Genomic DNA, 23,242 nt, shown 5'->3' on the forward strand with positions numbered 1-23,242 from the left:
GCCCGGCCGCGCCTGTGCCGGAACAGGCGTCAGATCGACTCATCCTCGCGCTTGACCAGCGTCCAGCAGGGCGACTGCGCGAAGGTGTAGGTCTGCTGGTCGCTGCTGTCCGGCGTGCGGATCTGTACCTGTCGTTGCCCATCGGCCAGCGTGCTGACCTGCATCTCGCGGCCCTGCCCGGCCAACGCGGCGGGATCGGGCATCACCGGCCACTCGACATCGGCCAGCGCCAGGCGGCTTTCCACCTTGCGCGGTTCCGGCTCGGCCTCGGCATCGATGTAGCTGTCCAGCAGCGGATCGGCAGTGGCCTTTTCCTGCAGCTTGATCTCGTTGCCGAAGTGCTTCAGGAACGCATCGAACTGTGGGTAGGGGCATTCACTGCCGGCAGGCGCCGATGCAGGCTGGACCGCCGCCGCCGTGGACGACGGCGCGGGATGCGCGGGTGCGGCTTCCGTGGGCGTCGCCTGCGGTTCGCGCGTGCAGGCAACCAGCGCCACGCCACAGGCAAGCATCAGCACGGCAGCGGAACGGTTTCGACGCATGGGCTCATCCTGAATCCGGTTCGGTCGCCCCATGCTACCGCGCGCCCTACAATTCCGGCATTCCGCCTGTCCGAGACACCCCATGCGTCGCCTCCTGCTCCTGATCGGCCTGCTGCTGCCCGCCCTGTGGCCAGCGGTGGCGATGGCCGTCGATGTCCACGAGGGCGATCTGCTGTTCGTCACCGCCGGCCGCAGCGGGCTCAGCGCCGCCATCGACGATGCCACCGGCAAGCAGGGCGCACCCAGCTTCGATCATGTGGCCCTGGTCGCCGCGGCGCCGAAGGGCTATGACGTGCTGCACGCCGACGAGAAGGGATCGCGCCGGCAATCGCTGGTGGAGTTCCGCCAGGATGCGCGGGCCAAGCAGCGGCAGATCGTGGTCTATCGCCTGCGCGCACCGCAGCAGGCGGCGATCAAGGATGCGGTCGCCACCGCGCGCACGATGCTGGGCAAGCCCTACAACACGTCGTATGTGTTGAATGAAGACAGCTACTACTGCTCGGACTTCATCGAACGCGCGTTCCGTGCGCACCACGTGTTCGCACTGCAGCCGATGAACTTCCGCAACCCGCAGACCGGGCAGATCGCACAGCACTGGGTCGATCTCTACCGCGGCATGGGCATGGAGGTGCCACAGGACCAGCCCGGCACCAACCCCAACGACATGTCGGCAGCACCGGCGCTGCAGCGCATCGGCGTGCCGCAATAAGCGAAGCCCCGCGCAAGGCGGGGCTTCACCGGTCACTGCGCATGCGCGGCGCGGTCATTCTTCTTCGTCGTGGCCGCCCTGCTGCTGGTTGCGCTCTTTGCGCTGCTGATCCTGCTGCTGTTGCTGCTGCTGGTCACGGCGTCCCTGCTGCTGATCCTGCTGATTCTGCTGACCCGGTTGCTTCTGGTTCGGGTTCTGGTTCTGCTGTGCCATGTCCGTTCTCCGAAAGCCACGCGCGGAATGCGGTGGACGTGGCCATCGTCTGCAGCGATTGGTTAATCACGCGTGGGGGGCCGGCTACATTCGTGTGTACGCGCGTGAATGAACGCGCAGAGCCCCTTGCGGCACAGGCAGATGAAGGATTCATGCGGGTTCGGCATGTGCTCATGCAGGCGGCGCGGGTCCGCCCATTCATGGCGTCCTCCGCCGGAAACACGCGCTGAACGAGGCTGGCGTCCTGGTCGAGCACGGACGCCAGCCCTGCATTCAGGGCATCACCGGCGGCACATACGCCAGGGTCATGCCCAGCAGCCACAGCAGGCCCAGCACCAGCGGGATATGCACCAGCAGCTGGATGAAGGTGAACCCCACGATGTCGCGCGCCTTCAGGCCCAGCACGCCCAGCAGCGGCAGCATCCAGAACGGGTTGATCAGGTTCGGCAGCGCTTCGGCCGCGTTGTAGACCTGCACCGCCCAGCCCAGGTGCGCCTTCAGTTCGTTGGCGGCCTGCATCACGTACGGCGCCTCGATGATCCACTTGCCGCCACCGGACGGCACGAAGAAGCCCAGCACCGCCGAGTAGACGCCCATCACCAGCGCGAACGAATCGGTGCTGGCCACGTGCACGAACAGGCTCGACAACCGGTGTGCCAGGGTCTGACCGTCACCGCCAGCGGCGTGGGTGAGGATCATCGCGATGCCGCCGTACAGCGGGAACTGGATCAGCACGCCGGTGGTGCTCGGCACCGCCTTGGCCACCGCGTTGAGGAAGCTGCGCGGGCGCCAGTGCAGCAGCAGGCCCAGCGAAATGAACAGGAAGTTGTAGGTATTGAGGTTGGCGATCGCCGTGATCACCGGCTTGTTGGCGAACTCGTTGAACAGCCAGCCGAACGCCAGCAGCGAGAGCAGCACGGTCAGCAGCGGGCTGTATTCCAGCCACTCGCCCGGGCGCGTGCGTCGCTGCAGCGGCTCCGGCTCGGCCTGCGCAGCGCCAGGGGACTCCTCGGCGGTGCGGGCGCTGCCGGCGGCGGGTGCGGTCAGCCAGGCGATCAGCAGCGAGACCAGGATCAGTACCGAGGTCAGCGCGATCGACTGCCACAGGAAGATGGTTTCGGTGAACGGCAATACGCCGGTGATCTCCACCAGCCCCGGCGGCATGCTGGCCGGGTTGGCCTGCAGCTGTGCGGCCGACGAACTCAGCCCCATCGCCCACACCGCACCCAGGCCGAGATACGCCGACGCACCGGCCGCGCGGTAGTCCATGCGCAGTTCGGTACGGCGGGCCAGCGCGCGCACCAGCAGGCCGCCGAACACCAGCGAGAAACCCCAGCTGAGCAGCGAGGCCAGCATGCTGACCAGGCCCACGTACACCACCGCGCCACGACCGGTGCGCGGCACACGGGCCAGGAAGTCGATGAAGCGTGCGACCACCGGCGCGGTCGCCACCGCGTAGCCACCGATGACCACGAAGGCCATCTGCATGGTGAAGGGGATCAGGCTCCAGAAGCCATCACCGAAGGCGCTGGCAGTGGCCTGCGGGGTCGAGCCGAAGCCCATCGCGGCCAGCGCGACAATGACCACGCCCAGCACCGCGAACACATACGCGTCGGGGAACCACTTTTCCGCCCAGGCGGCCGAGCGCAATGCTGCGCGCGCCATCCAGCCGTCCTGTACTGCTGCCGTCGAGGCCATCGCCTACCCTCCCAGGTTCGATGGATCGATTCTGGGCGGTGGGGTGCGGGCTGTCAGCCACCTATTGGTCGTAGGTGGCGGGGTCGGATCCCTCTCCACAGGAGAGGGCTCTGACCCCGAGCCGGGTATCGGCGCGGCAGAAGGGTCAGAGCCCTTTCCCACAGGAAAAGGGATCCGACCCTGGGCTCAGCGCAGCGCCAGGTCCACGGCGATACCGGCAAACAGCGCGGCGCCCACCCAGTTGTTGTGCAGGAACGCCTTGAAGCACGGGCCACGTTCGCGGTGGCGGCAGATCCAGAACTCGTAGACCACCAGCGCGGTGGCGACGGCCACGCCGGCCAGGTAGTACCCGCCCAGCCCGCCGCGCACGCCGACCAGCGCCATCGTGGCCAGGAACAGCGCGTACAGCACGCCCTGGATGACCAGGTCGAGATCACCGAACAGGATCGCGGTGGAGTGCGAGCCCATCTTCAGGTCGTCCTCGCGGTCGACCATGGCATACCAGGTGTCGTAAGCGGTGGACCACAGGATGTTGCCGGCATACAGCAGCCAGCCCAGCATCGGCACCTCGCCCTGCACGGCGGCGAACGCCATCGGGATGCCCCAGCCGAACGACATGCCCAGGTAGACCTGCGGCAGATGGGTGTAGCGCTTCAGGTACGGGTAGCTGGCGGCCAGGAACACGCCGATGAAGCTGAGGCCGATGGTCAGCCCGTTCAGGGTCAAGACCAGGCCGAACGCCACCAGCATCAGCACGGCAAACAGTGCCAGCGCGGCACGGCCGCTGATTGCGCCAGTGGCCAGTGGGCGCGCCTTGGTGCGCTCCACATGCGGGTCGAGCCAGCGGTCGGCGTAGTCGTTGATGACGCAACCGGCCGAGCGGGTCAGCCACACGCCGGCGGTGAACACGAACAGCGTCCACAGCGGCGGCAGGCCGCCCGCGGCCAGCCACAACGCCCACCAGGTGGGCCACAGCAGCAGCAACGTGCCGATCGGGCGATCAGCGCGCATCAGACTCCAGTAATGCCGCCAACGCGGCGTCGCCGGCGACTGCGGCGAAGTGAGGGGGGTATCAGCCATGGCGATAGGATACTCCTGCCCCTCTGGCAGGGCTTTGCCCGTGGGGGGAGATTTGTTCGGCGAAACTGGATAGAATGCCGGTCCCGCACCGCTTCATGGCGCTGCGATGCCCGCCCCGGCACTGGCCGACGGCGCGGCGGTTCTACAACGCGCCCGTAGCTCAGCCGGATAGAGTAGTGGCTTCCGAAGCCATTGGTCGGGGGTTCGAATCCCTCCGGGCGCGCCATCTTCTCGAACATGCAGGGTTAAAGCCCTCTCGGCGTATGGCGGCAGCGCTTCTCTCCAGGAGCCAGAGGCCGCTGGGGTCACCCGGCGACGTGGCGCCAGCCTTTACGGCTGGCCTCATACACCTGGCCGCGACCGGTACCCATTCCTCGTCCGACTTGCAGAAAGCACAACGCACAGACATTTGCCCCGACGCCGCCCTGAAGGATGGCATCGATCATGTAGCGCATCGGCGAGAACGGCTGATGGCAGAGATCGCAAACGGTGATATCGCCGCTCCAATACATATCGACCGCAGGTGAGACTTCGTTCTCGATCATCTCCGCCAGCTGCCGTTCGGCCATACTGTGTTCGCTATTGAGGAAGGTTCGTATCGTCTTGGCGAAACCCTGATCGGTGGTCATGAAGATCTCGACGAGCTTTCCTACCTCCTCGTGGTGCTCCAAGGCCATCTGATTCATCGGACGGATCGCGCCCTTGACTGGAACAATCGATGCTCCTTGGACGCGAACTCGTTCGGGACTGGGCGCGCCCTCGCGGAAGACCCCGTAGCTCAAGCCTAGATCGGCCATGATGTCGCCGTTCAACGACCGGTTTGCGCCGAAGTGGCAAGCAAGGAAGTAACCGGAGCTGTCGCCCGAGAAATGCTCGACGAAAATCCTGTCGAAGTCCGGCGGCGAGCCATCCCATTCGGGGTAGCCAAAGAAGCGCTCGACCGTGCCATTGCATTCAACCTCGAGACTGAAGGCCGGGACATAACCGGGGAAACCACATGCAGATGCGGCGATAGCGCGCAGAATGTCATCCGGGCTATAGACGATGAGATCGATCCGCGCAGACCCACCCTTGCGCTCGGCATATCTGATCAGCTGCATGACGATGCCGAGCCAGGCATCATTGTAGAAGAATACATTCTCGACTCTCTTGCGCAACGCCATCATCTGCGGTGGAGAATTCGTGCGCACCGAGAAGCGCAGGCGACAGTCGGATTCGCCGCCTTCACCCCGGATTTCATCGATGATCGTCTGGTCCTCAAGCCATGGGTCGTCGAAGCGACCGAAGCGATGAACGATGATGTCTTCCTGCGCGCCGCTCTCAAACCAGACATTGCCCTTCTCGGGGTGGGCAATCTCGGCTGTATCGGCGCCGAGGTCCCGGCAGGGCGCACCTCCATCGAAATGCCAAAGCGCATCCGACGCCTCTGCAACCTGGTCTTCGAGCTCGGAGATGGTCTCACGAAATTCATCGAGTTGGCAGCCCGAGAAATTGACCTCGATGAGTTTCATGTATTCCTCGAGGCGTAATTCGCGCTGTGCGAAATAGAGAAAATGGCGTCCCCTCAGGATCGGCTTGGTCGCACGGCTCTGGATGAGCACGAAGTCATCGAGACCGAAGCGCCGCACCCGCTGCGCAATCAAACCGACCGCGTTGGCGGCCGCCGCCTCATCCGGGAATCCCCAAAGAAAATGTCGCACTCCAATCTTGCGCTCAACCGAAAGCGTCGGCGGAACGATGGGATTGATCGCAACCGGAACGCCCCTCCCATCAAGGACGATGGCTCCGGCGGTCACTTCAAACGGTGCTGCGGCCGCAAATTCGGCATACGGAATCGCTAGCTCGTGCCACTCCACCGACAAGAGAATCAAGCGAACATCGGTGGCCTTGATCAGGAATTTTTCACGCAGAAGCGACTCGTACTTATACAGCTCCTGGATCGCCTCTCGTGCCGCCGCGTCGGTCCGTTTAATCTCGATGATCACCAGTTTACCCACCGCATCGCGCCCGAAGATGTCGAGAAAGCCCGAAGCGCCCTGTCGGTTTGGCAAATGGAATTCGGTATCGACCAAGGTCAAGCCCTGCTCGACCAGGTCGAGATTGGCGGCGATATGGTCGCGAATATCGCCTTCGGTGATCTTTGTCCTGGCCAAGAAGGCATCCTTTCCGCAATGCAGGCCCTGACTTTAAACCTGGCAACACCCTCTTGTCAGGCTCCAAACACGTGATGAGCACTGGAATCTACCCCGTCGCGTTCCGAACAATAAGAACGCTGTAGTCAGGGTTCACTATCCTCATCATCTACAGGCAGAGCGGGCCAACTCCCGTCCTTGATTCCCTGCATGCCGCCAACCCGCGCTGGACGTTGCCGCGCGCTTCATCAACACTGCACGCATGACGCCACCGGATCTGCTGCAGCTGGCGGCAGGCGCTGCGATTCTGGGCCTGGCCGCCTTGTCCACCGGAGTGAGCTTCGGCCACGCCCGGCGTGGCAGCCGCCTGCTCACCATCTTCTTCGCCTGTTTCGCCACCGCCAATCTGTTCGGACTGGTGCTGTTGGGTGGCCAGGCCTGGCTTTCGCCCGACGCGGTGCGCTGGCTGCGGGTCATCGAAGTGCCGCTGGTCTATCTGCTCGGTCCGCTGCTGTATGGCCATGCGCGTGCGCTGCTGTCCCCTGCGCCGGACCACGCATCGTCGCTGTCGCTCGCGCATCTGCTGCTGGCCATGCTCGCGTTCGTCGTTTCCCTGTCGAATGCTGTTGCCCCTTTCGACGTCTCGCCGCTGGGCAAGGCGCTGTTCCAGCTCAGCTTCCATGGCTGGCTGCTGCAGGGCGCGCCCTACTTGCTCGCCACGCTGTGGCTGTCGCTGCGTACGTCTTCGGCCTCGCGCGGAACCGCCATCCAACGCAGCGGGCTGCGCGGACTGGCGATCGTGATGACAGGCTGCTGGCTTGCCAGCGCGATGAACCGGTGGCCGCCGGACGCCGCTCCGCTGCTGGCCAGCATCGGGCTCAGCCTGCTGACCACCGCCGGCATGTACCTGCTGGCCTGCCGCGTGGTGCGGCAGCAGCTGCGCGCGCCTGCGAGTGCCGCCGCACCGGGCGTGGGGAATCTCATCCCCGCGCCCATCGAGGACGTCGCCGTCGCACGCTACGAGCGCTCGGGCATCGACGCAGCGCAGTGCGCGGCCATCGCCAGCGCGCTGACCGCATTGATGCAGGACGAGCGCCTGCATGAGGCCCCGGGACTCGATCTCCAGGGCTTGAGCCAGCACAGCGGCTGGTCACCCAACCAGGTCTCGCAGGCGCTCAACCAGGGCCTGGGCCAGAGCTTCTCCGAGTTCGTGACCGGCTTCCGCATCAAAGCCGCGAAGTCCTTCCTCTCCGACCCCGCCGACCCACGCAGCGTGCTGGACATCGGCCTGGCCGCCGGCTTCGGCAGCAAGTCCACCTTCAACAGCGCGTTCAAGCGCGCCACCGGGCAGACACCGAGCGAGTACCGCCGCAGCCGCGCCACCTCCGGCTGAACGTCCAATCCTTCACGCCCGGTCGAACGGCGCCCGCCGCTGCGTTGCCATCAACGCTCGACCCGACGAAGAAGGTGATGCGATGCGATGGCAACGGATGATGTTCGGCCTGCTGTGGATGCTGGCAGTTCCCGTGCAGGCTGCGGTGGGGGATGCGGCGAGCGTTCTGGCCCGAGCCCGTGCAGCCAGTGGCGGCGAGCCGTGGCTGTCGGTGCAGCGCCTGCAGGCTGAGGGCGAGCAGTCGCTCGGTGGCTTGCACGGGCGCTGGCAGCTCAACCAGGACCTGCGCGCCGGGCGCTATACCGAACAGGCGCAGCTGGGAGCCTTCGCCGTCGCCCAGGGGTTCGACGGCCAGCTGTCCTGGCGGCGTGACTATGGCGGCGAGGTCGGCCTGCTGGACGGCACCGTGCCACGCCGCACCGCGAGCACGCAGGCGTGGCTGGCCACCCGCGCCTACTGGTCCAGCGCCTATCCGGCTTCGCGCTTTGCGGGCCCACGCATCGAGGCCCACGACGGGCAGCGCTATGACGTGCTGTCGACGACGCCGGAGGGCGCGGACCCGATCGAACTCTGGTTCGACACCCGCAGTGGCCTGCTCGGCCGGGTGGTCATCGCCTCCGCGCGCACACCCACCGCCACCACGCTGGAAGACTACCGGGCGGTCGATGGCCTGCTGCTGCCCCATCGCCTCATCACCGATACGCTCGATGCCCAGGGCCGTGCTGATCCGCGACTGCGCAGCGACGTGCAGGTGCAGCGCTACCGGGTGGATTTCCCCGTGCCGGATGTACTGTATGCACCACCAGCGATGGCCGACGACAGCTACATCGAGGATGCCAGCGGCACCACCCGCGTCCCGTTCGACCTGATCAACAACCATGTCTACATCGAGGCCGAGGTGGACGGCCAGCCGGCGCGCTTCCTGGTGGACACCGGCGCCATCAACCTGCTGACACCGACCGCCGCCAAACGCCTGGGGCTGACCACAGCGGGCCGCCTGAGCGTGCATGGTGCCGGCGACAACGCCAGCGACCTGGGCCTGGCGCAGGCCCGCCACCTGCGCATCGGTGGCGCGCACCTTGCAAACCCGGTGTTCCACATCATCGACCTCGGCCAGCAGATCAACTCGATGGGCGTGCCTCACGATGGCTTCATCGGCTACGAGACCTTCCTGCGCTTCGTCACCACCTTCGACTATGGCGCGCGCGTGCTCAGCTTCACCCGACCGGGCCACTACCAGCCGCCCGCCAACGCTGTGGTGCTGCCGTTCGAACAGGACGACCGCGCACCGGTACTGAATGGCGAGCTTGACGGTATCCCGCTGCGGTTGTGGCTGGACACCGGTTCTCGCAATTCCCTGAGCCTGAGCAGCCCGTTCGTGCGTACCCATGGTCTGTTGGAGAAATACCACGCCAGTGAGGAGGCGGTGCTTGGATGGGGCCTCGGTGGCCCGGGCCGCGCGCGACCGGCCCGGCTCGGTGTGCTGCGCATGGGCAGCATCGAGGTCACCGGCCTGGTCGGTGACCTGTCCAGCACCGACAAGGGTGCGCTGGCCCTGGCCGACTATGGCGCGATTCTCGGTGGCGGCGTGCTGCGGCGCTTCTCCATGGGCATCGACTACGACGCCAAGCGCCTTTATCTGGTGCCCAACGCTGAAAGCACGCGGGCCGATGCCTTCGACCGCAGCGGATTGTGGCTGCAGGCCGAGGACGGTGCACTGCGTGTGGCCGATGTGGCGCCGACCAGCGCTGGTGCGCGCGCGGGGCTGCGAAGGGATGATCGCATCGTCATGATTTCAGGCGAGCCGATTGCCACGCGGAGACTGGCGGACTGGCGTGCGCTGCTGCGTGAGCGCCCGGTTGGGACGCGCGTGGGCATCCGTTATCTGCGCGATGGCGGGCAGGTGGATACCGAGCTGGTGCTGGGGGATCGGGTGGCTGCGGGATGGCGTGCCGATTGAGTCAGTACTGGCGCTATCCCTGCAGAGCACCCGCCACTCACGTGGCGGATGCTCACGCACCACAAAGGCAGTGCCAACTATTTGTCTCTTAAGAAGTTCCTCGGCCGAGCGCCAAGTCTGATGATTTTTCGCGCGGCACCAAGATAGAAGTCACTGAATACAAATGAGAAGGCGGCAGCTGTATAGAAAACAAGTAGTGCCCCAGGAATGGGAATCGCGCGAACGAAGCTATCGCATTCGAGGTTGCGGGCGACCAGCAACCCAATCATGAACATCTCGGCCAGGAAAGCCATGGCGAATGCGAATCGCACTCGCCTAACCTCAACCGACAGAATTCCCCTTCTCGCCAGTTCGAACTTGGAATACACAAACAGCACCAGCAATGCCACAAAAAGAGCAAACATAACTGATGGAGAGTAGCCAACGACTGGACAGCCCATACTCATCATGGACGCAATCAGCGCGCAGCAGATCGCCAACGCTCCAACTGCAGCTGCGCCCTTCATGCACCTTATGAAGATCAGTTCGCCGGACATTGGCATTTATTGTAGTTTGACCTCAGATACCGAGCTGGCGCTGGCGGACCGGGTGGCTGCGGGATGGCGTGCCGATTGAGATCGCGCAGACCGCTGTGGGGCACCCGCTGCGCATGCGGTGGGTGTCGCTGAGCGGGGGTGACCGAGAATCTCGCACAGCGGCGGCGACGTCAGGGAATGAATGACGCGGAGCGATGTTCGCAACCGGCTGTATCCCGTACCACGATGGAGTACTCCGTGTCCGCGCTGGATTGGCCGGGCAGGAACACGCCATCACCATCGAACAAAACGCTCTGCTGTTCACCCTGCCCGATCGACAGCCTGATCGCTCCCGGTGTGATTTCCTCAAGGATCACGTTGTAAGGCCGCCAGGCATCCTCGCCTGTACGCCTCATCTCCGCGCGAGCAGTCCTTGAGTTCAACCTGCGTCTTTCATCCACCCACAGCTGAAGTGGCTGATCAGCGTTGTGGGTGATCTGGAAGCGCCCGTAGGTCAACCCGTCGACTCTCTCGGTGCCGACATAGGTGAAATGGGCCGGCGGACACTTCGTGGTGCGGTTCGGATGCGCCGCACAGGATGTCAGTGCAACCACGAGGCAAAAGGCAGTCAGTCGCTTCATGGGTTCGAGGCCTGATGTGGGTTGTTGTCGCGGCGGCATGCGGCGGTGAGGGCAACCAGCACTACGCCCCAGATCGGCGTGAGCAGCACGACGCTCATCACCATCAGCGAAACCGGTACCTGCCAGAGCAGCGATGACCTGAACCCGCTGAATCTATAGGCTTCCAGTGCAAGCACCACGACCTGGGCCAGAAGGCCAGCGAGCAACCCCAAGCCAGCCCCCTTGGCAAGCCGCCTGATCGTCAGGCGATCAGCGGCGGGAACCCGTGCGCCAATTCCCAGCAACAGAAGGCTGACGGCATACAGCCAGAAGAAAACCTGATGTGAGTCGAAGGCGTAAAGCGCCCTGCCCACAAAGTGCAGGAACAGCCAGAGCGCTCCACACGACACCGCGTAGGCCAGCCCGTACCGAAGAATCTGCCTGGCTTTCATCTTGTACCTCTCCGAGGCGTGCAGGTCGATCGCGTACTTTTGTGGAGGAGTGCGGGAGCTCATGCACCTTGCCTCCCGCTTGGCACCCTACTCGCGCAACGCATCGCGCAGCGCTCGAGAGTACCTGCCTGCCTCCAGCATTTGCAGCTGGGCCAGTGGAATCCGATACCTCCTGAACAGTGCGGCCAGTTCCCAGACCTCCTCCTCCAGAACCGCATCTGGATCCAGGGGTAGATAGATGACATCCCCTCTGCCGACCACATTCCCGATGCAGCCGATTCGACCAATCCACTCAAAGAAGAGCCGTTCATCCTGTTGAGAAAAGAAAACTACCCTTTTCGCTTCAAGCTCCATGGTAAATCACCATCCATTCAACCAAGCCATTTGGATTGCCCGTCCCATTCCAGCCTTTGCATTGATTACTCTGGAGCGGCGACAACGAACAGAGCTGTCAGCGCGCTGCGGAACATCCTGCGAAGACACTGTTGGGCTTCTCCTTCAAGCTAACAGCGATCACGCGGCGCATGGGATGCTCCGGCACCTGCACGCGCATATCTGCAATCACACTTCTTCACTCAACCCAGCCCCTATCTCGTAGAGAAGGCAGGCCAGGGCGGAAAGATGATAGGCCAGTGGTTCCTGCTGCCCCAATGCGACTCTTTGAATATCAGAGTAGTCATCGAAAAGACTTCCATCTTCAAGCTCCACCCGCTCACCGCCCATGGAGTGGCGTTCCAACCATGGCACTCGACTATAGCGCCGCCGAGCATCGGCCGAAAACGCTGGCGGGCTTCTCTCGAAGGCTCACGGCAACCACCCGTTGCTTCTGCTCACCGCAGCCCCCCATCACCCCATACATGATGAGAAGTCCCTTGTCGTTGACGTAGCCGATGAACTTGCCCCAACTTTCATCCGAAGCGGCCCTGACGAGATAGACGCTCTCCCCGGGCGCTGGCTTCAGGTCACTCAACGGCATTGGACCGATCTTCCCTTCAACCTCTGATGCAGATACCACGGCCAGCGAATGCTTCAACATCCACTCCGCAATGGCTGCTTCACTATCAGGATCAAGCGTGGAAATGCGGTCAAGCGGCAGGGTCGTTGAATTGCCAGGGAAAATCGCACCGGACGAAACATCTACCCAGTCCGACTTCCATTCCGTATGTTGAAACTGGTGAATGCTGCAGCCCCCCAGCATTGGCAAGAGCAGCACCGCTGCACGCAAGATGCCAGCCTTCGGCATGGTGACGCCGTTTCTTGCTTGGGCACCCCGGATCCCCCTGCGCTTGCCGCACCACAAACCGATCAGATGGCCGCTGGTGGGTAGGCCCATCCCATCGGGACTACTGGCTGATGCCCGAACACCGGACGCTTCACTCATATTGTTCCACTCCCAATCTTCTACATCGGGGTCACTGCGGGTCGACTCGCCAGCCATAGACATGAAAGCCCTAGAAGGGGCTGGCTAAATGCTGAGCACCATCTGCAACCCGTTCTGCAAAACGATCTTCGCGCGATTGAGGTCACGTCTAGAGATGGAGACCGCCGCCAGCCCAACGGCTCGAGCGATCTCGCATTGCGAGAAGAATGTGTCGTACGTATCGATCATGTCGGCGTGAAACATCTTCCGTGGAGCATTTGCTACCACCCTGAAAAGATCAGTCATGAAGTTCCAAGCATCAATAACAGCATCTGGGCTAACTTCAACTCCCGAATCGACCGAATTTATCAATGATTCGAAGTCAAGTAACGATTCACCTTCCCAGTCCACAGCGCCCTCGCAAGCAGCGACTTCGTAATCGAGCCTCTCTCTACTGCCGGCTGACACAGGCCTCCCGTTTTTTGATAGAACATAATCATAGTCATCAGACACCCACGCAAACCAGACGACTCTCCCCTGCGCAGCAATCCCAACCGGATATATATCAGCCATCGGATATGATTTTTCGCGTTAGAATTGACGCGGGGCCTTGCGGATTTAAGATGCTGCTTGAGTGAGTTAGGCTAAGGCTGCTCAGCGCATTTGTCGTTGCGGCAAGGCCAGAAGCCCCCCCAAGAAGTGGGCGCAGCGAAGTTTGATTGATTTGTCTCCTGTAGGAGCTTGGTTCGAATTCATCATAGCGCGTGAGCCTGCGTGCACGCCGCTGCGCATGACTTGCAGACCCTATGCGCACCATGTGAGCCTGGGGACTTAGTGCGTAGCTGGACTTTGTTAGCCCTCAATCGGCAAGTGACCTCTCTCTCCCTATCGTTTACTACCGCATCGTTGAGCTGCTATGCGGGCCGCTTGCTCAAGTTCAGAGTCCGCGCCTCTCACCCCCTTCAACGCGGCACTCTTGAGCCATGCGTATGCCTCACTTGATGACGCGCAGTCCTTCTTGTCCTTCAACATGAAGAACACGTTGTACTGTGCAATCGGGTGCCCCAGCGCTGCGGCATAGACAAGCCACATGTGGGAGCTGCCAGCCGTGCCTCTGCCCTCAAAGTGGCGTGAGATTCGAAACGCTGCCTCAGCGTCGCCCGCATCTGCGCGGCCAGTCAACGCAAGTAGCTGCTTATCATCAAGCTCAGCGCCACTATCCGTCGCGATCGAGCCGTCAAGCTCAACCACTGGCCTTTCCGGCTGAGGGGGCACCTGCGCATTCACGTACCCTGCACCCACCAGATACAGGAGAAGACCAGTCTTCTTGAACATGCTCATTTGACCCCACCCTCTTTCATGAAATTCACCCACTCTCCAGGATTGCTTTTATCTTTTTTCCCTTCAGGTGTTTTTCCATAGTTTCCTTGATCCGGATACAAAGGATCGTTCTTCGCCCAGGTGTACTCGGTAGGCGCCTGAATCGTCATATTCAACGCCTTAGATAGCTGCTGGGCTGGGATCGGCCCACCATTTACCGACTTACCTGTTCGACAGGAATAGATCCTGATATACAGATACTTTGAAAGATCTGCATCGCGTCGAATTGACTGCGCCAGCGATTCAACAGACATGCTTCTACCATCCGGCCCTATGAAGTTATTTCCGTTGTGGTGAATGCTAATGGTAAGCATATTCGGGGGCGACGGAATCATTTTATTGCCCAGATAAGAATCAGGATTGTCGTGGGGTGGAATATAGTTTAGGTCGGTGAGCCCGTGTGGGTCGACCCGCCTTGCCGGGGAAGCGCTAGCGTACCCATAGGTCGAGATCCCCCCCGTCAACCCAATCGGATCGCTCTGCGAATACCGCCCCACCGCCGGGTCATACTCGCGCTGGTAGTTGTAGAACAACCCACTCGCATCCGTCGCCTGCTGGCCCGGGAAGCGCAGCGCCAGCTCGAACACCACACCATCGCCATCCGGGTCAGCACTCGGAATCTGGTTGCCGAATACCTCGCTCTTGTTGCTCCACTCCCAGATCGCGACATTCCGTACCGGATCGATCACCACGCGCGGTGTGCCCAGATGATCCGGCTGCACGTAGGCAAGTTCCGGCACGCCGGTAGCCGGCACATTGATCAGCGCCACCGGGTAGTTGTCCAGCCAGATGGCCTGCTGCTGCACTTGGCCCGTGGCCGAGTAGTTGCCCAGCCACTGCCCGGCCTCATCGTACAGGGTGATCTGCGCTGCGCCACTAGCCGGGGTACGCAGCACGCGCTCGCCGCGATGGTTGTAACCGTAGCTTTCCAGCACGGCAGCCCCCTGCTTCACCGCGTTCATGCGGTTGGCATCGTTGTAGATGAACGTCTTGCCGCCGATGCTGGTGGTGTTGCCCACCGCGTCATGGTTGCGCGCTTCGCCGTCCACGGCGGTCAGCCGGTGGCTGGTTGCGGGATAGGTGTAGCTGGCAGTGCCCGCCGAGGTGGTCAGCGCGGTGCGATTGCCGGTGGCGTCGTAGGCATAGGTTTCAATCGGCGTGCCGGTCGCACCGTCCTGGGTCTGGGTCAGGCGGCCCAGCGCGTCGTAGGCGTACTTGGCGAGCACCGCCGAGCCCGCGCCGTTCTTCAGTTCGGTGATCGAACCGACCGGGTCATAGCCGTAGCCCAGCGACAGGCCGCCCGCGGCCGGGTCGTGCACCGCTTGCGGGCGATAGTCCAGGTCCAGCGAATGCTGCAGCTGGCGACCATTGCCATAGGTCCAGCCAGTGGCCGGGCCGAAGGCCGCATAGGTCACGTTGTTCACCACGATCTGGCGGGCCTGGCCGGGCCGGGTCAGACCGATCTGGCTGATGCGCCCTTGGGTATCGCGCACGTAGTCGGCCACGCTGCCATCGGGGTAGGTCAACGCAGTCAGACGGCTCGACTTGCTGTAGGCGTAGCGCAGCGTGCTGGCGACACCATTGATCGTCTGCACTTTACGGGTGACCTGGCCGAAGCGGTCATGGCAGTACTGGGTGCTGCCATTGGCGTGCAGCACCTGCCCCAGGCGCCCCTTGGCAAAGCGCTCGTCGGCGGTACACGCGGCAGGCGCCACGTCGTAGCTGTAGCCCACGTCCAGATTGGGGTCCGGGTAGGCGATGCCGATCAGGCGGTTGAGTGCATCGTAGTGATAGGTGGCGGTGACGCCACGCGCATCGGTGGCCGTCTTGCGGTTGCCGGCGGCATCCACGGTGAAGCTGCTGGCGCCAGTGTCCGGGCTGACCTGTCCAGTCAGGTCACCGAAACTGTTGTAGGCGTAGGTGGTATGCAGGCCCTTCGGGTCGGTGACCTGGGTGACCTGATCCAGCGCGTTGTACTGGCTGCGGATCTCCGCCGCCACGCCACCCACGTCCTGCAGGGTCTGCGCCAGACGATTCAGGGGGTCGTACTGCTGGCTGGTCACGCGCTGCAGGGCGTCGGTCACCGTCTGCGGGTTGCCATTGGCATCGTAGGCAAAGCCGGTGGCGTGATTGCCTGCGTCCTTCAATGCGGTCAGCTGACCAAGCGTATTGAAGGTCCGTGCCAAGGTGCGACGAAGGGTGCCAGCAGCATCCAGCGTGTCCTCCTTGAGGCGGTTGCCGGCGTTGTCCAGCGCATAGTGAATGGTGTTGCCCGCACTGTCCGCGATGTCCGTCAACCGCTGGGCAGCGTCGTAGACATAGGTGACGCTGCTGCCGTCAGGCTCGGTGATCTGTTGCACCTGGCCAGTCGGCCAGTAGCTGATCTGGGTGACCCGATCCTCGGCAGTGGTGGCACCGCGCACGGTGATCGAGGTCGGCCAGCCGCGCGCATGGTAGGTGTAATCGGTGACCACGCCGTTGGCATCCTTCGCCGACAACGGCCGCCCGAACGCGTCGTAGGCCAAAGTCTCGACCGTCTGGCCCAGCGCATTGGTCACACTGCGCAGGTCGCCCTTGCGATAACTGCAGGCACCATTGGCCGCGCATCCCGCGTCGTCCGCTGTGTAGTAGGCATAGGTGGAGACATCCGCCACATCGCTTCGCGGGCCATCCACACTGCGCAGCGATCCCACCAGCGGGCACTCCGGCCCTTCGGCCTCACAGTAGGTCTGCGTGGTGACGCGGGTGTCACCGGTCACCATGTCGCACACGGTGATGGTGGTCGGCTGGAGGCGTGCATTGCGCGCGATGCGGATCTCACGGTTACCGACGGTCTGCTGCACCAGCCGATTGCTGTCCATGGCCACGCGCGTTTCGCTGACGCGCTGATCCGGGGTACCCGCCGCTTCCGTCGTGGTGGTCACGCTGACGGCGCCCGCGGCGGCATCGCTGGCCTCCGCATAGGCGTAGTTGGTGACGACACCACGGCGGTCGGTCGCCGACTGCAGCCGACGCCGGAAATCGGTGCCCTCGGGCAGATAGGCGCGAGTGATGCTGCCGTTGCTTTCAGTGATGCCATTGACCTTGCGCGGAAGGCCGCTGGTACCGCTGGCGGTCAATGCGTACGTACTCTGCTTGCCCAGCGCGTCGGTGACGATGGTGGTGCCTGCCGGGGTGTACTCCAGGCGCACGCCATCAATGCCCACGTCGGCCTGACTGCAGTCGCCTGAATGGCGGCTGCAGGTGACCCGCCCCTTGGGGTCGTAGCCGTACCAGCTGTAGCGCTGGTTGTCTTCGGCGGTCACGCCGGTCAGGTAACCCGGGAAGCGGGTGTCCTCATAGTGATAGGCGCGGCTGGCGCCATCTGCATAAGTCGCTCTGATCAGCTCGCCGGTCGCGGAATAGGCGTAGCTCACCACAGGCAGGCCGGCGACCACCAGCGCAGAAATCAGTGAATCGTCGCCCGACACCAGGTACTGGACGTCCACGTGCCGACCGGTCGAATGTGTGATGCTGAGCAGGCGGCCGCGGCCGTCGTGTGCATAGGTCAGCGACGTTCCGTCTTCGAAATCGCGGCGCTGCATCAGGCCCGCCGCGTTGAACTGAATCCGCTCTCCGGCCCGTGACAACTGCCAGTTGGCGCCCTGCTGGACAGCACGATCGCCGCTTCCGTCCATGGCTTCGTAGCCTGCTCCCACCTTCTGGAATGCCGTCTGCCCGCCATCGGCTCCGACCAGCCCGACCTTCAGTTCGGAGCTTGGAGGGAAAGTGGAATCATCCACGCCTGCGGTAAGCCGCAGATTGTGGGAATGGGTTCAGCCCGTACCCAACGCGCCGCCCGCCGTGCTTGTCAGGGAGTGATAGTGGCGTTGGAAGCTCACCCATCCAAGGTTGAAATCCGGCTCAGGCTGGGATTTATCGCCAGTGGTCGGATCACACGGGTTACCCACAGGGCACTGCTGCGGCGGCAGCGGCACGCTTGTGTAGGAGAGCATGGGCGACATGTGCGGCTCGTCCTGCTGGACCAGGGAGCACATCTGCAGGCCCTCATTCCACGTCAGGGACGGTCGATTCGGACAAAGCGCCGTTCTGGCCCGGCGCACATGCTCCCACCCCACTATCGACGAGCATTCTTGAGTGCTCTGGTGATAGAAGTTCAAGGTGTAATGGAAATTTTTCTCCTCGTTGGTGACGCTACCGTCGTCGCCCCTGCCAAGTCCAAGGAGCTCCACCCAAGGATCCTCCGTGAGTGAAGTCGCCGGGCACTGCGGGTCGCTGACGCGGGTAGCGAGGATCACGCTACGAATCTGATCTTCGGATGAGTACTCCTGCCCTGAGTGGGTGTAGACCCAGTCAGTAGTAACGATCTTCTCGGGTCTCACCCGGTAATCGTAGATGACCTTTTCTCCTTCCTGGACGAACACAGCACCGGCAGGAACGAGAACGTGGGGCGGTTGCCTCACCACGTCATGCTTCGGATCGTCCCTGGTCCGGAATGCGGCCTGACCGCACGGGGGACGTTATCTCCGATGTGGTTTACACATTCAAGTCAGAAACCGTGGAATGGGTCGGATTTCAGAGTTTTCTGATACAGGGGGTCCGATCAGATGGGCAGCCGAGCATGGGCTCGGCTCTACAGGGGCCAATGCCCACACAAACAGCAACGCCGGGCATGGCCCGGCGTTGCATTCAAAGCAGTCGAGCATGGCTCGACTCTACACAGAGCAGGTCAGTACTTGCCGTCGAACGCGAAGATCGGCTTGCGCTGCTTCCACGCACCGGCGGTGAAGTCCGGGAACTCCAGCGTCTGGAAACTGTTGGCGATCGACTGCTCGCTCAGCGGGGTGATCGCACTCCAGGTCACCGCGTCGTAGATGTCGATCGGCATCGGCGCCTTGGCCTTCAGCGCTTCCACAAATGCATGGATGACGAACCAGTCCATGCCGCCGTGGCCAGCGCTGGCGGCGGTGTCGGCATTCTGCTTCCACAGCGGGTGCTCGTACTCGTCCTGGTACTTCTTGAACTCTTCCCACTGGTGCGGCGGGCTGCGGCCTTCGATGTGGATCGAGTGGTTCACGTCCATCCACAGGCCCTTGGTGCCCTGCACGCGGAAGCCCATCGAATACGGGCGCGGCAGCGAGGTGTCGTGCTGCAGCAGGATGGTTTCGCCGTTCTCGCAGGCCAGCGTGGTGGTGACGATGTCGCCCAGCTTGAACTTCACCTTGGTGCTGGGGTGGGTGGTGCCGCCACTCTTGGCCACGGTGTATTCGTGCAGGCCGCGCGCCTTGGTCGCGAAGGCGTTGATGTGGGTGAAGCGGTTGCCACGGTTGATGCCGGTGTACATCGCGCAGGGGCCGATGCCGTGGCTGGGATACAGCTCGCCGTTGCGCTCCACCGAATGCTCGGTGCGCCAGCGTGCTTCGCTCCAGCCCTTGGGGCCGAATTCCACGCCGCTGTCGTACGGCTGGTTCGGGTCGCCGGAATTGAACTTCACGCCGCGCAGGTCGTGCTGGTAGCCGGCCTGCAGGTGCACCAGTTCGCCGAACAGGCCCTGGCGCACCATCTGCAATGCCGCCATTACGTCGCGGCGGTAGCAGACGTTCTCCAGCAGCATGTACGGGGTGCCGGTGCTCAGCTGGGTCTTCAGCACGTCCCAGTGGTCCTGCAGGGTGATGCCAGCCACCACTTCGCAGCCCACGGCCACGCCAGCCTGCATCGCGGCAATCGCCATCGGTGCGTGGTATTCCCACGGCGTGGCGATGATCACGCCATCGATGCCCTTCTGTTCCAGCAGTCGCTTCCACGCATGGGTGTCGCGGTCCTGGCCGTAGGTCTTCGGCGCCGGCTTACCCGCCTTGGCCACCATGTCCACGGCGCGGCCAAGCATGATCGGCTCGATATCGCAGACGGCAACCACATCGACGTCGTCGCGACGCACCAGTTCCTTCAGCAGCACCAGGCCGCGCATGCCGGTACCGATCATGGCCAGGCGCACCTTGCGCCCGCGTGCCCAGGCCGGGGTCTGCGGCAGCAGGCTGCTGGCGGCGACAGCGGCAGTGGCCGCGATGAATTCCCTACGCTTCATGGCAAACATCTCTCCTCTTGGCAGCGTGCCGGCCGCAGCCGGCACGCCAGGTCACGCAAACGGAATTACTTGAACCGGTAGCCGATGGTCACACTGTAACCACGGCCGAAGATGGTTGCGTAGTCACTGGAGTCACCCAGGAAGCTGTTCGGATCGTAGAACGGCAGGCGGTTGAACAGGTTCTTGACGGTGAAGCTCAGGTTCCACGCATCATCCGGGCGCCAGGTGACGCTCATGTTGGCGGTCCACCACGACGGCGCGCCGTCGCACTTGCTCTTCTGCAGGGCCAGGTAGCCGCCGGTGCAGGTTTCCTTGTTGTTGCTCACTTCATCGACCTGGTCGGTGGCCCACTTGGTGCCGCCCACGTAGTTGACGAACATGCTGGTGGTCACCTGCTTGTAGGTCCAGTCGGCATTGAGCGTGGCACGCAGGCGCGGGTTGTTGTAGTAGCCGACCACGTCGCCGTAGTACCACCCATTCTCGGCGTCCATGTAGAAGCGGTTGCGGTTGGCGATGGTGGCGGCCAGGCCGATGTTCAGGTTGCCCCAGTCGCCCAGCGAGAAGCGGCTGCGCGCATCGATGTCGAAGCCGTCGATCAGGGTCTTGCCGCGGTTCTTGTACTGGCCCACCACGCTGGCCACGTTGCCGGCGGAGTACCCCGGCAGATTCGCCGGGCAGTTCACGCCGCTGGCCGGGTCGGCACACATCGCCGCCAGCTGGGCCAGGTTGGCACGGTCGCTGTCGGTGATCGGCGAGCGCGACATCGAGATGATGTCTTCCATGCGGCGATAGTCCGGCGCGACGATTTCATTGTTGCGGTAGATGAACCAGTAGTCGGCCGACACCGACAGCCAGCTCGCCGGCTCGTAGACGAAGCCGAGGGTGGCGATCTTCGCCTTCTCCGGCTTCAGGTCCTTGTTCGGCTGGGTCATGCGCGCCACGGTGCGGTTGCAGTCGACGTTCAGCAGGGTCTTGCCGAGATCGACATCGCCCGGCCGCTGCGACTTCAGCAGCAGGTTGGCGATGGCGTTGGTCTCGTTGCAGCGCAGCTCGTCGCGGAAGCCGCCGAGCTGAGCGAACACGCCGCCATTACCGGACTCGGCCAGGCTCGGTGCGCGGAAGCCGGTGGAGTAGGTACCGCGCAGCATCAGCTGGTCGAACGCCTGGTACTTGAAGCCGATTTTCGGCGCAATGTTGGCGCTGAAGTTCGGGTACTTGTCCACGCGCACCGCGGCATCCAGTTCCAGCTTGTCGGTGATCGGTGCCACGGTCTCGGCGAACAGCGCGTAGGTATTGCGCTTGCCGTCGAACCACGAGCCGCCCTGCTGGGAAATCAGGCCATTGGCTGCATCGGCGTTGCCCGGGGTGTAGAAGGTTTCGCGGCTGGCGTTGAAGCCGAACGCGGCCCGCATCTCGCCGGCCGGCAGCTGGAACAGCGGGCCTTCGATCTTGCCGTCCAGGGTGTGCAGGCGCGTCCACGACTGGATGTCGAAGGTCGGGAACGCTTCGCGGATCAGCGCAGCGTTGGCTTCGCTGATCTCGCCGAACTTGTACGCCGGGTGGTCGGAGATGATCACGCGGCCCGTGGTCGGATCGATCGAGTACGGGCCGAAGGCCTTCTCGAAGCCCTTGATGTTGACGTTGATCGTCTGGTACGTGGTGGAGTGCGTACCGGCGCTGGCGAACGCGGTCTCCCAGTTCCAGTCACCCACGTCGCCACGCGCGCCGGCCAGCACGCGATAGCTCTTGTCGGTGTTGCGCTGGCCGAAGTAGTTCGGGCCGGCATCCTGCAGCAGGTAATTCAGGCCGACCACGCCGCCCATCATCGCCTTCATCTGCGGGCTGGCGTGGTTGTACTCGTTGTTCGGGCCCAGGAACGGGTACAGGAACTGGTTGACGGTGTTGCCGGTGTTGCGCGAGAACCAGCTGGTCGGGTTGCCGGTGGTGGTGCCGTAGGTGCGCGGCGTGCCGCCGTTGGCGCGCAGATCGATGTCGGTGTAGGTCGCCTCGGCGAAGATCTCGGTGCTGTCGCCCACCAGGAAGGTGCCGTTGAGGTAGGCGGTGTTGCGCTCGGACTTGGCGCCGGCATCGATCTCGTTGTTCATCCAGGTTTCCCAGACGCAACGCGGACCCGCCGCTTCACTGGTCAGCACGTTCTTGCAGCCCGGCGCAGCTTCCTGCACGCGGCGGCCGGTGACTGGATCGAAGGCGAAGTAGCTGCCCGGGTTGAACTCGCCCGGCTTGCTGCCCACGCCCAGGCGCAGGTCGTTGAGGTAGTTCGGCTTGTTGACGTAGTACTGGTCGGGCCGCTTGTCGTAGAAGTCGCTGAGCGGGATCGCGTCGCGGCGGTACATGTTGACCGCGCCGTAGATGTTGAAGCGGTTCTCGGTCAGGTCACCGAAACCGGCGGTGATGCTGGCCTGGCGCTCGCCGTAGGAATCGATGCGCGACGAGGTGTCGTTGGTGAAGCTGACCTCGGCACCCTGGAAGTTGCGCTTGGTGATCACGTTGATCACACCGGCCACCGCATCGGTGCCGTACACCGCCGAGGCGCCGTCGGTCAGCACTTCCATGCGCTCGATGGCCGCGGCCGGGATCGCATCGATGTTGACGAACTGGGTCTGGAAGCCGGCCGGCGCACCGTAGTACGACAGGCGACGACCGTTCAGCAGCACCAACGTGCCCTGTGCACCGAGGCCACGCAGGTTGGCCTGCGAGGCACCGTCGGAGCCGGTGAACAGCGAACGCGCGTCCTGCTGCGCCGGGCGTGCGGCCGGCAGGTTGTCCAGCACCTGCAGCAGCGTGCGCGCACCCATGTTCTGGATGTCCTGCTTGCTGATCACCTGCACCGGCGACGCGGTTTCAACGTCGGTGCGGCGGATGTTGGAACCGGTGACCTCGATGCGGGCCAGGTCGGTGGCCTTGTCCTTGCTCTCCTGGGCAAAGGCAGGAGCAGCAAGCGAGAACAGCGCGCCGGCAATGGCCAGCGTCAGCGGAGCGATCGAGCGACAGGGGGGGCGGTGGTGGCGGGCGGGCAACATCGGGGTTCTCTCCTGGCAGGGGTGCGGCGCAAAAAGTGAGCGCGTGGGCGTTCGGCGGGCAA

At 63.4% G+C, this 23,242-nt stretch carries 18 protein-coding genes, 1 tRNA gene and 1 pseudogene; 4 read left to right on the forward strand and 16 right to left on the reverse strand.

What is annotated here, in order from left to right; all coding sequences use genetic code 11:
• Positions 1 to 29 precede the first annotated feature (29 nt).
• Positions 30 to 542, reverse strand: coding sequence for a hypothetical protein (locus AB1281_RS18800; RefSeq protein WP_430346666.1), 513 nt, complete (start codon positions 540 to 542; stop codon positions 30 to 32).
• A gap of 82 nt (positions 543 to 624) precedes the next feature.
• Between AB1281_RS18800 and AB1281_RS18805 the strand changes: the two genes are divergently transcribed.
• Positions 625 to 1,251 (forward strand): YiiX/YebB-like N1pC/P60 family cysteine hydrolase, encoded by a 627-nt coding sequence (locus tag AB1281_RS18805; protein ID WP_430346667.1) that lies wholly within the window; start codon positions 625 to 627, stop codon positions 1,249 to 1,251.
• 54 nt (positions 1,252 to 1,305) lie between these two features.
• Here AB1281_RS18805 and AB1281_RS18810 read toward each other — a convergent pair whose 3' ends face one another.
• From AB1281_RS18810 to ubiA, 3 genes are all read right to left on the reverse strand, one after another.
• A complete protein-coding gene (locus AB1281_RS18810) occupies positions 1,306 to 1,464 on the reverse strand; it encodes a hypothetical protein (RefSeq protein ID WP_014038817.1) in 159 nt (52 codons plus the stop codon).
• Positions 1,465 to 1,737: 273 nt separating this feature from the next.
• On the reverse strand, positions 1,738 to 3,162 hold the full coding sequence (locus AB1281_RS18815; protein ID WP_430346668.1) for a short-chain fatty acid transporter: 1,425 nt from the start codon (positions 3,160 to 3,162) through the stop codon (positions 1,738 to 1,740).
• A 186-nt stretch (positions 3,163 to 3,348) separates the two neighbouring features.
• Complete coding sequence (gene ubiA / locus AB1281_RS18820) at positions 3,349 to 4,242, reverse strand: 4-hydroxybenzoate octaprenyltransferase (RefSeq protein ID WP_049444132.1); 894 nt, start codon at positions 4,240 to 4,242, stop codon at positions 3,349 to 3,351.
• A 149-nt stretch (positions 4,243 to 4,391) separates the two neighbouring features.
• On the opposite strand from ubiA, the gene AB1281_RS18825 reads away from it, so the two are divergent.
• Positions 4,392 to 4,468 (forward strand) — tRNA-Arg (locus tag AB1281_RS18825).
• 79 nt (positions 4,469 to 4,547) lie between these two features.
• Here the strand turns inward: AB1281_RS18825 and AB1281_RS18830 are convergent.
• Positions 4,548 to 6,395, reverse strand: a complete 1,848-nt coding sequence (locus tag AB1281_RS18830; protein WP_430346669.1) for an endonuclease NucS domain-containing protein — start codon at positions 6,393 to 6,395, stop codon at positions 4,548 to 4,550.
• A gap of 241 nt (positions 6,396 to 6,636) precedes the next feature.
• On the opposite strand from AB1281_RS18830, the gene AB1281_RS18835 reads away from it, so the two are divergent.
• Positions 6,637 to 7,767, forward strand: coding sequence for a helix-turn-helix domain-containing protein (locus tag AB1281_RS18835; RefSeq protein ID WP_430346670.1), 1,131 nt, complete (start codon positions 6,637 to 6,639; stop codon positions 7,765 to 7,767).
• Between the two features lie 82 nt (positions 7,768 to 7,849).
• A complete protein-coding gene (locus AB1281_RS18840; protein ID WP_430346671.1) occupies positions 7,850 to 9,727 on the forward strand; it encodes an aspartyl protease family protein in 1,878 nt (625 codons plus the stop codon).
• Between the two features lie 77 nt (positions 9,728 to 9,804).
• Here the strand turns inward: AB1281_RS18840 and AB1281_RS18845 are convergent, their stop codons facing one another.
• The 11 genes and pseudogenes from AB1281_RS18845 to AB1281_RS18895 all read right to left on the reverse strand — a co-directional run bounded on the left by AB1281_RS18845 (position 9,805) and on the right by AB1281_RS18895 (position 23,180).
• Positions 9,805 to 10,263, reverse strand: coding sequence for a hypothetical protein (locus AB1281_RS18845; protein ID WP_087923905.1), 459 nt, complete (start codon positions 10,261 to 10,263; stop codon positions 9,805 to 9,807).
• A 170-nt stretch (positions 10,264 to 10,433) separates the two neighbouring features.
• Positions 10,434 to 10,883, reverse strand: coding sequence for an adhesin (locus tag AB1281_RS18850; protein ID WP_430346672.1), 450 nt, complete (start codon positions 10,881 to 10,883; stop codon positions 10,434 to 10,436).
• The gene (locus AB1281_RS18855) at positions 10,880 to 11,377 is read right to left on the reverse strand and encodes a hypothetical protein (RefSeq protein WP_430346673.1); all 498 of its coding nucleotides are present in this window, start codon (positions 11,375 to 11,377) and stop codon (positions 10,880 to 10,882) included. Before AB1281_RS18855 ends, AB1281_RS18850 begins: the two co-directional genes overlap by 4 nt.
• A gap of 24 nt (positions 11,378 to 11,401) precedes the next feature.
• Entirely contained in the window at positions 11,402 to 11,668 is a 267-nt protein-coding gene (locus AB1281_RS18860) for a hypothetical protein (RefSeq protein ID WP_430346674.1), read from the reverse strand.
• Between the two features lie 207 nt (positions 11,669 to 11,875).
• Positions 11,876 to 12,052 carry a hypothetical protein gene (locus tag AB1281_RS18865; RefSeq protein WP_430346675.1) on the reverse strand — a complete coding sequence of 59 codons (177 nt, stop codon included), beginning with the start codon at positions 12,050 to 12,052 and terminating at the stop codon, positions 11,876 to 11,878.
• Positions 12,053 to 12,065: 13 nt separating this feature from the next.
• A complete protein-coding gene (locus tag AB1281_RS18870) occupies positions 12,066 to 12,695 on the reverse strand; it encodes a hypothetical protein (protein WP_232289661.1) in 630 nt (209 codons plus the stop codon).
• Positions 12,696 to 12,779: 84 nt separating this feature from the next.
• Entirely contained in the window at positions 12,780 to 13,187 is a 408-nt protein-coding gene (locus AB1281_RS18875; protein ID WP_430346676.1) for a hypothetical protein, read from the reverse strand.
• Between the two features lie 372 nt (positions 13,188 to 13,559).
• Positions 13,560 to 14,015: a hypothetical protein gene (locus tag AB1281_RS18880; protein ID WP_049420889.1), complete on the reverse strand. Its 456-nt coding sequence runs from the start codon at positions 14,013 to 14,015 to the stop codon at positions 13,560 to 13,562.
• Positions 14,012 to 18,451, reverse strand: a pseudogene (locus AB1281_RS18885) (RHS repeat-associated core domain-containing protein). Before AB1281_RS18885 ends, AB1281_RS18880 begins: the two are co-directional and overlap by 4 nt.
• A 332-nt stretch (positions 18,452 to 18,783) precedes the next feature.
• Positions 18,784 to 20,139 carry a Gfo/Idh/MocA family protein gene (locus AB1281_RS18890; RefSeq protein WP_430346677.1) on the reverse strand — a complete coding sequence of 452 codons (1,356 nt, stop codon included), beginning with the start codon at positions 20,137 to 20,139 and terminating at the stop codon, positions 18,784 to 18,786.
• A 65-nt stretch (positions 20,140 to 20,204) separates the two neighbouring features.
• Positions 20,205 to 23,180, reverse strand: a complete 2,976-nt coding sequence (locus AB1281_RS18895) for a TonB-dependent receptor (RefSeq protein WP_430346678.1) — start codon at positions 23,178 to 23,180, stop codon at positions 20,205 to 20,207.
• Between the last annotated feature and the right edge of the window lie 62 nt (positions 23,181 to 23,242).

Source organism: Stenotrophomonas sp. NRRL B-14846 (genome assembly GCF_050473585.1).
Lineage (GTDB): Bacteria > Pseudomonadota > Gammaproteobacteria > Xanthomonadales > Xanthomonadaceae > Stenotrophomonas.

Coding starts and splice junctions, on each gene's coding strand:
- AB1281_RS18800 (WP_430346666.1), bottom strand. CDS start 542: ATGCGTCGAAACCGTTCCGCTGCCGTGCTGATGCTTGCCTGTGGCGTG.
- AB1281_RS18805 (WP_430346667.1), top strand. CDS start 625: ATGCGTCGCCTCCTGCTCCTGATCGGCCTGCTGCTGCCCGCCCTGTGG.
- AB1281_RS18810 (WP_014038817.1), bottom strand. CDS start 1,464: ATGGCACAGCAGAACCAGAACCCGAACCAGAAGCAACCGGGTCAGCAG.
- AB1281_RS18815 (WP_430346668.1), bottom strand. CDS start 3,162: ATGGCCTCGACGGCAGCAGTACAGGACGGCTGGATGGCGCGCGCAGCA.
- ubiA (WP_049444132.1), bottom strand. CDS start 4,242: ATGGCTGATACCCCCCTCACTTCGCCGCAGTCGCCGGCGACGCCGCGT.
- AB1281_RS18835 (WP_430346670.1), top strand. CDS start 6,637: ATGACGCCACCGGATCTGCTGCAGCTGGCGGCAGGCGCTGCGATTCTG.
- AB1281_RS18840 (WP_430346671.1), top strand. CDS start 7,850: ATGCGATGGCAACGGATGATGTTCGGCCTGCTGTGGATGCTGGCAGTT.
- AB1281_RS18845 (WP_087923905.1), bottom strand. CDS start 10,263: ATGTCCGGCGAACTGATCTTCATAAGGTGCATGAAGGGCGCAGCTGCA.
- AB1281_RS18850 (WP_430346672.1), bottom strand. CDS start 10,883: ATGAAGCGACTGACTGCCTTTTGCCTCGTGGTTGCACTGACATCCTGT.
- AB1281_RS18855 (WP_430346673.1), bottom strand. CDS start 11,377: ATGAGCTCCCGCACTCCTCCACAAAAGTACGCGATCGACCTGCACGCC.
- AB1281_RS18860 (WP_430346674.1), bottom strand. CDS start 11,668: ATGGAGCTTGAAGCGAAAAGGGTAGTTTTCTTTTCTCAACAGGATGAA.
- AB1281_RS18870 (WP_232289661.1), bottom strand. CDS start 12,695: ATGAGTGAAGCGTCCGGTGTTCGGGCATCAGCCAGTAGTCCCGATGGG.
- AB1281_RS18880 (WP_049420889.1), bottom strand. CDS start 14,015: ATGAGCATGTTCAAGAAGACTGGTCTTCTCCTGTATCTGGTGGGTGCA.
- AB1281_RS18890 (WP_430346677.1), bottom strand. CDS start 20,139: ATGAAGCGTAGGGAATTCATCGCGGCCACTGCCGCTGTCGCCGCCAGC.
- AB1281_RS18895 (WP_430346678.1), bottom strand. CDS start 23,180: ATGTTGCCCGCCCGCCACCACCGCCCCCCCTGTCGCTCGATCGCTCCG.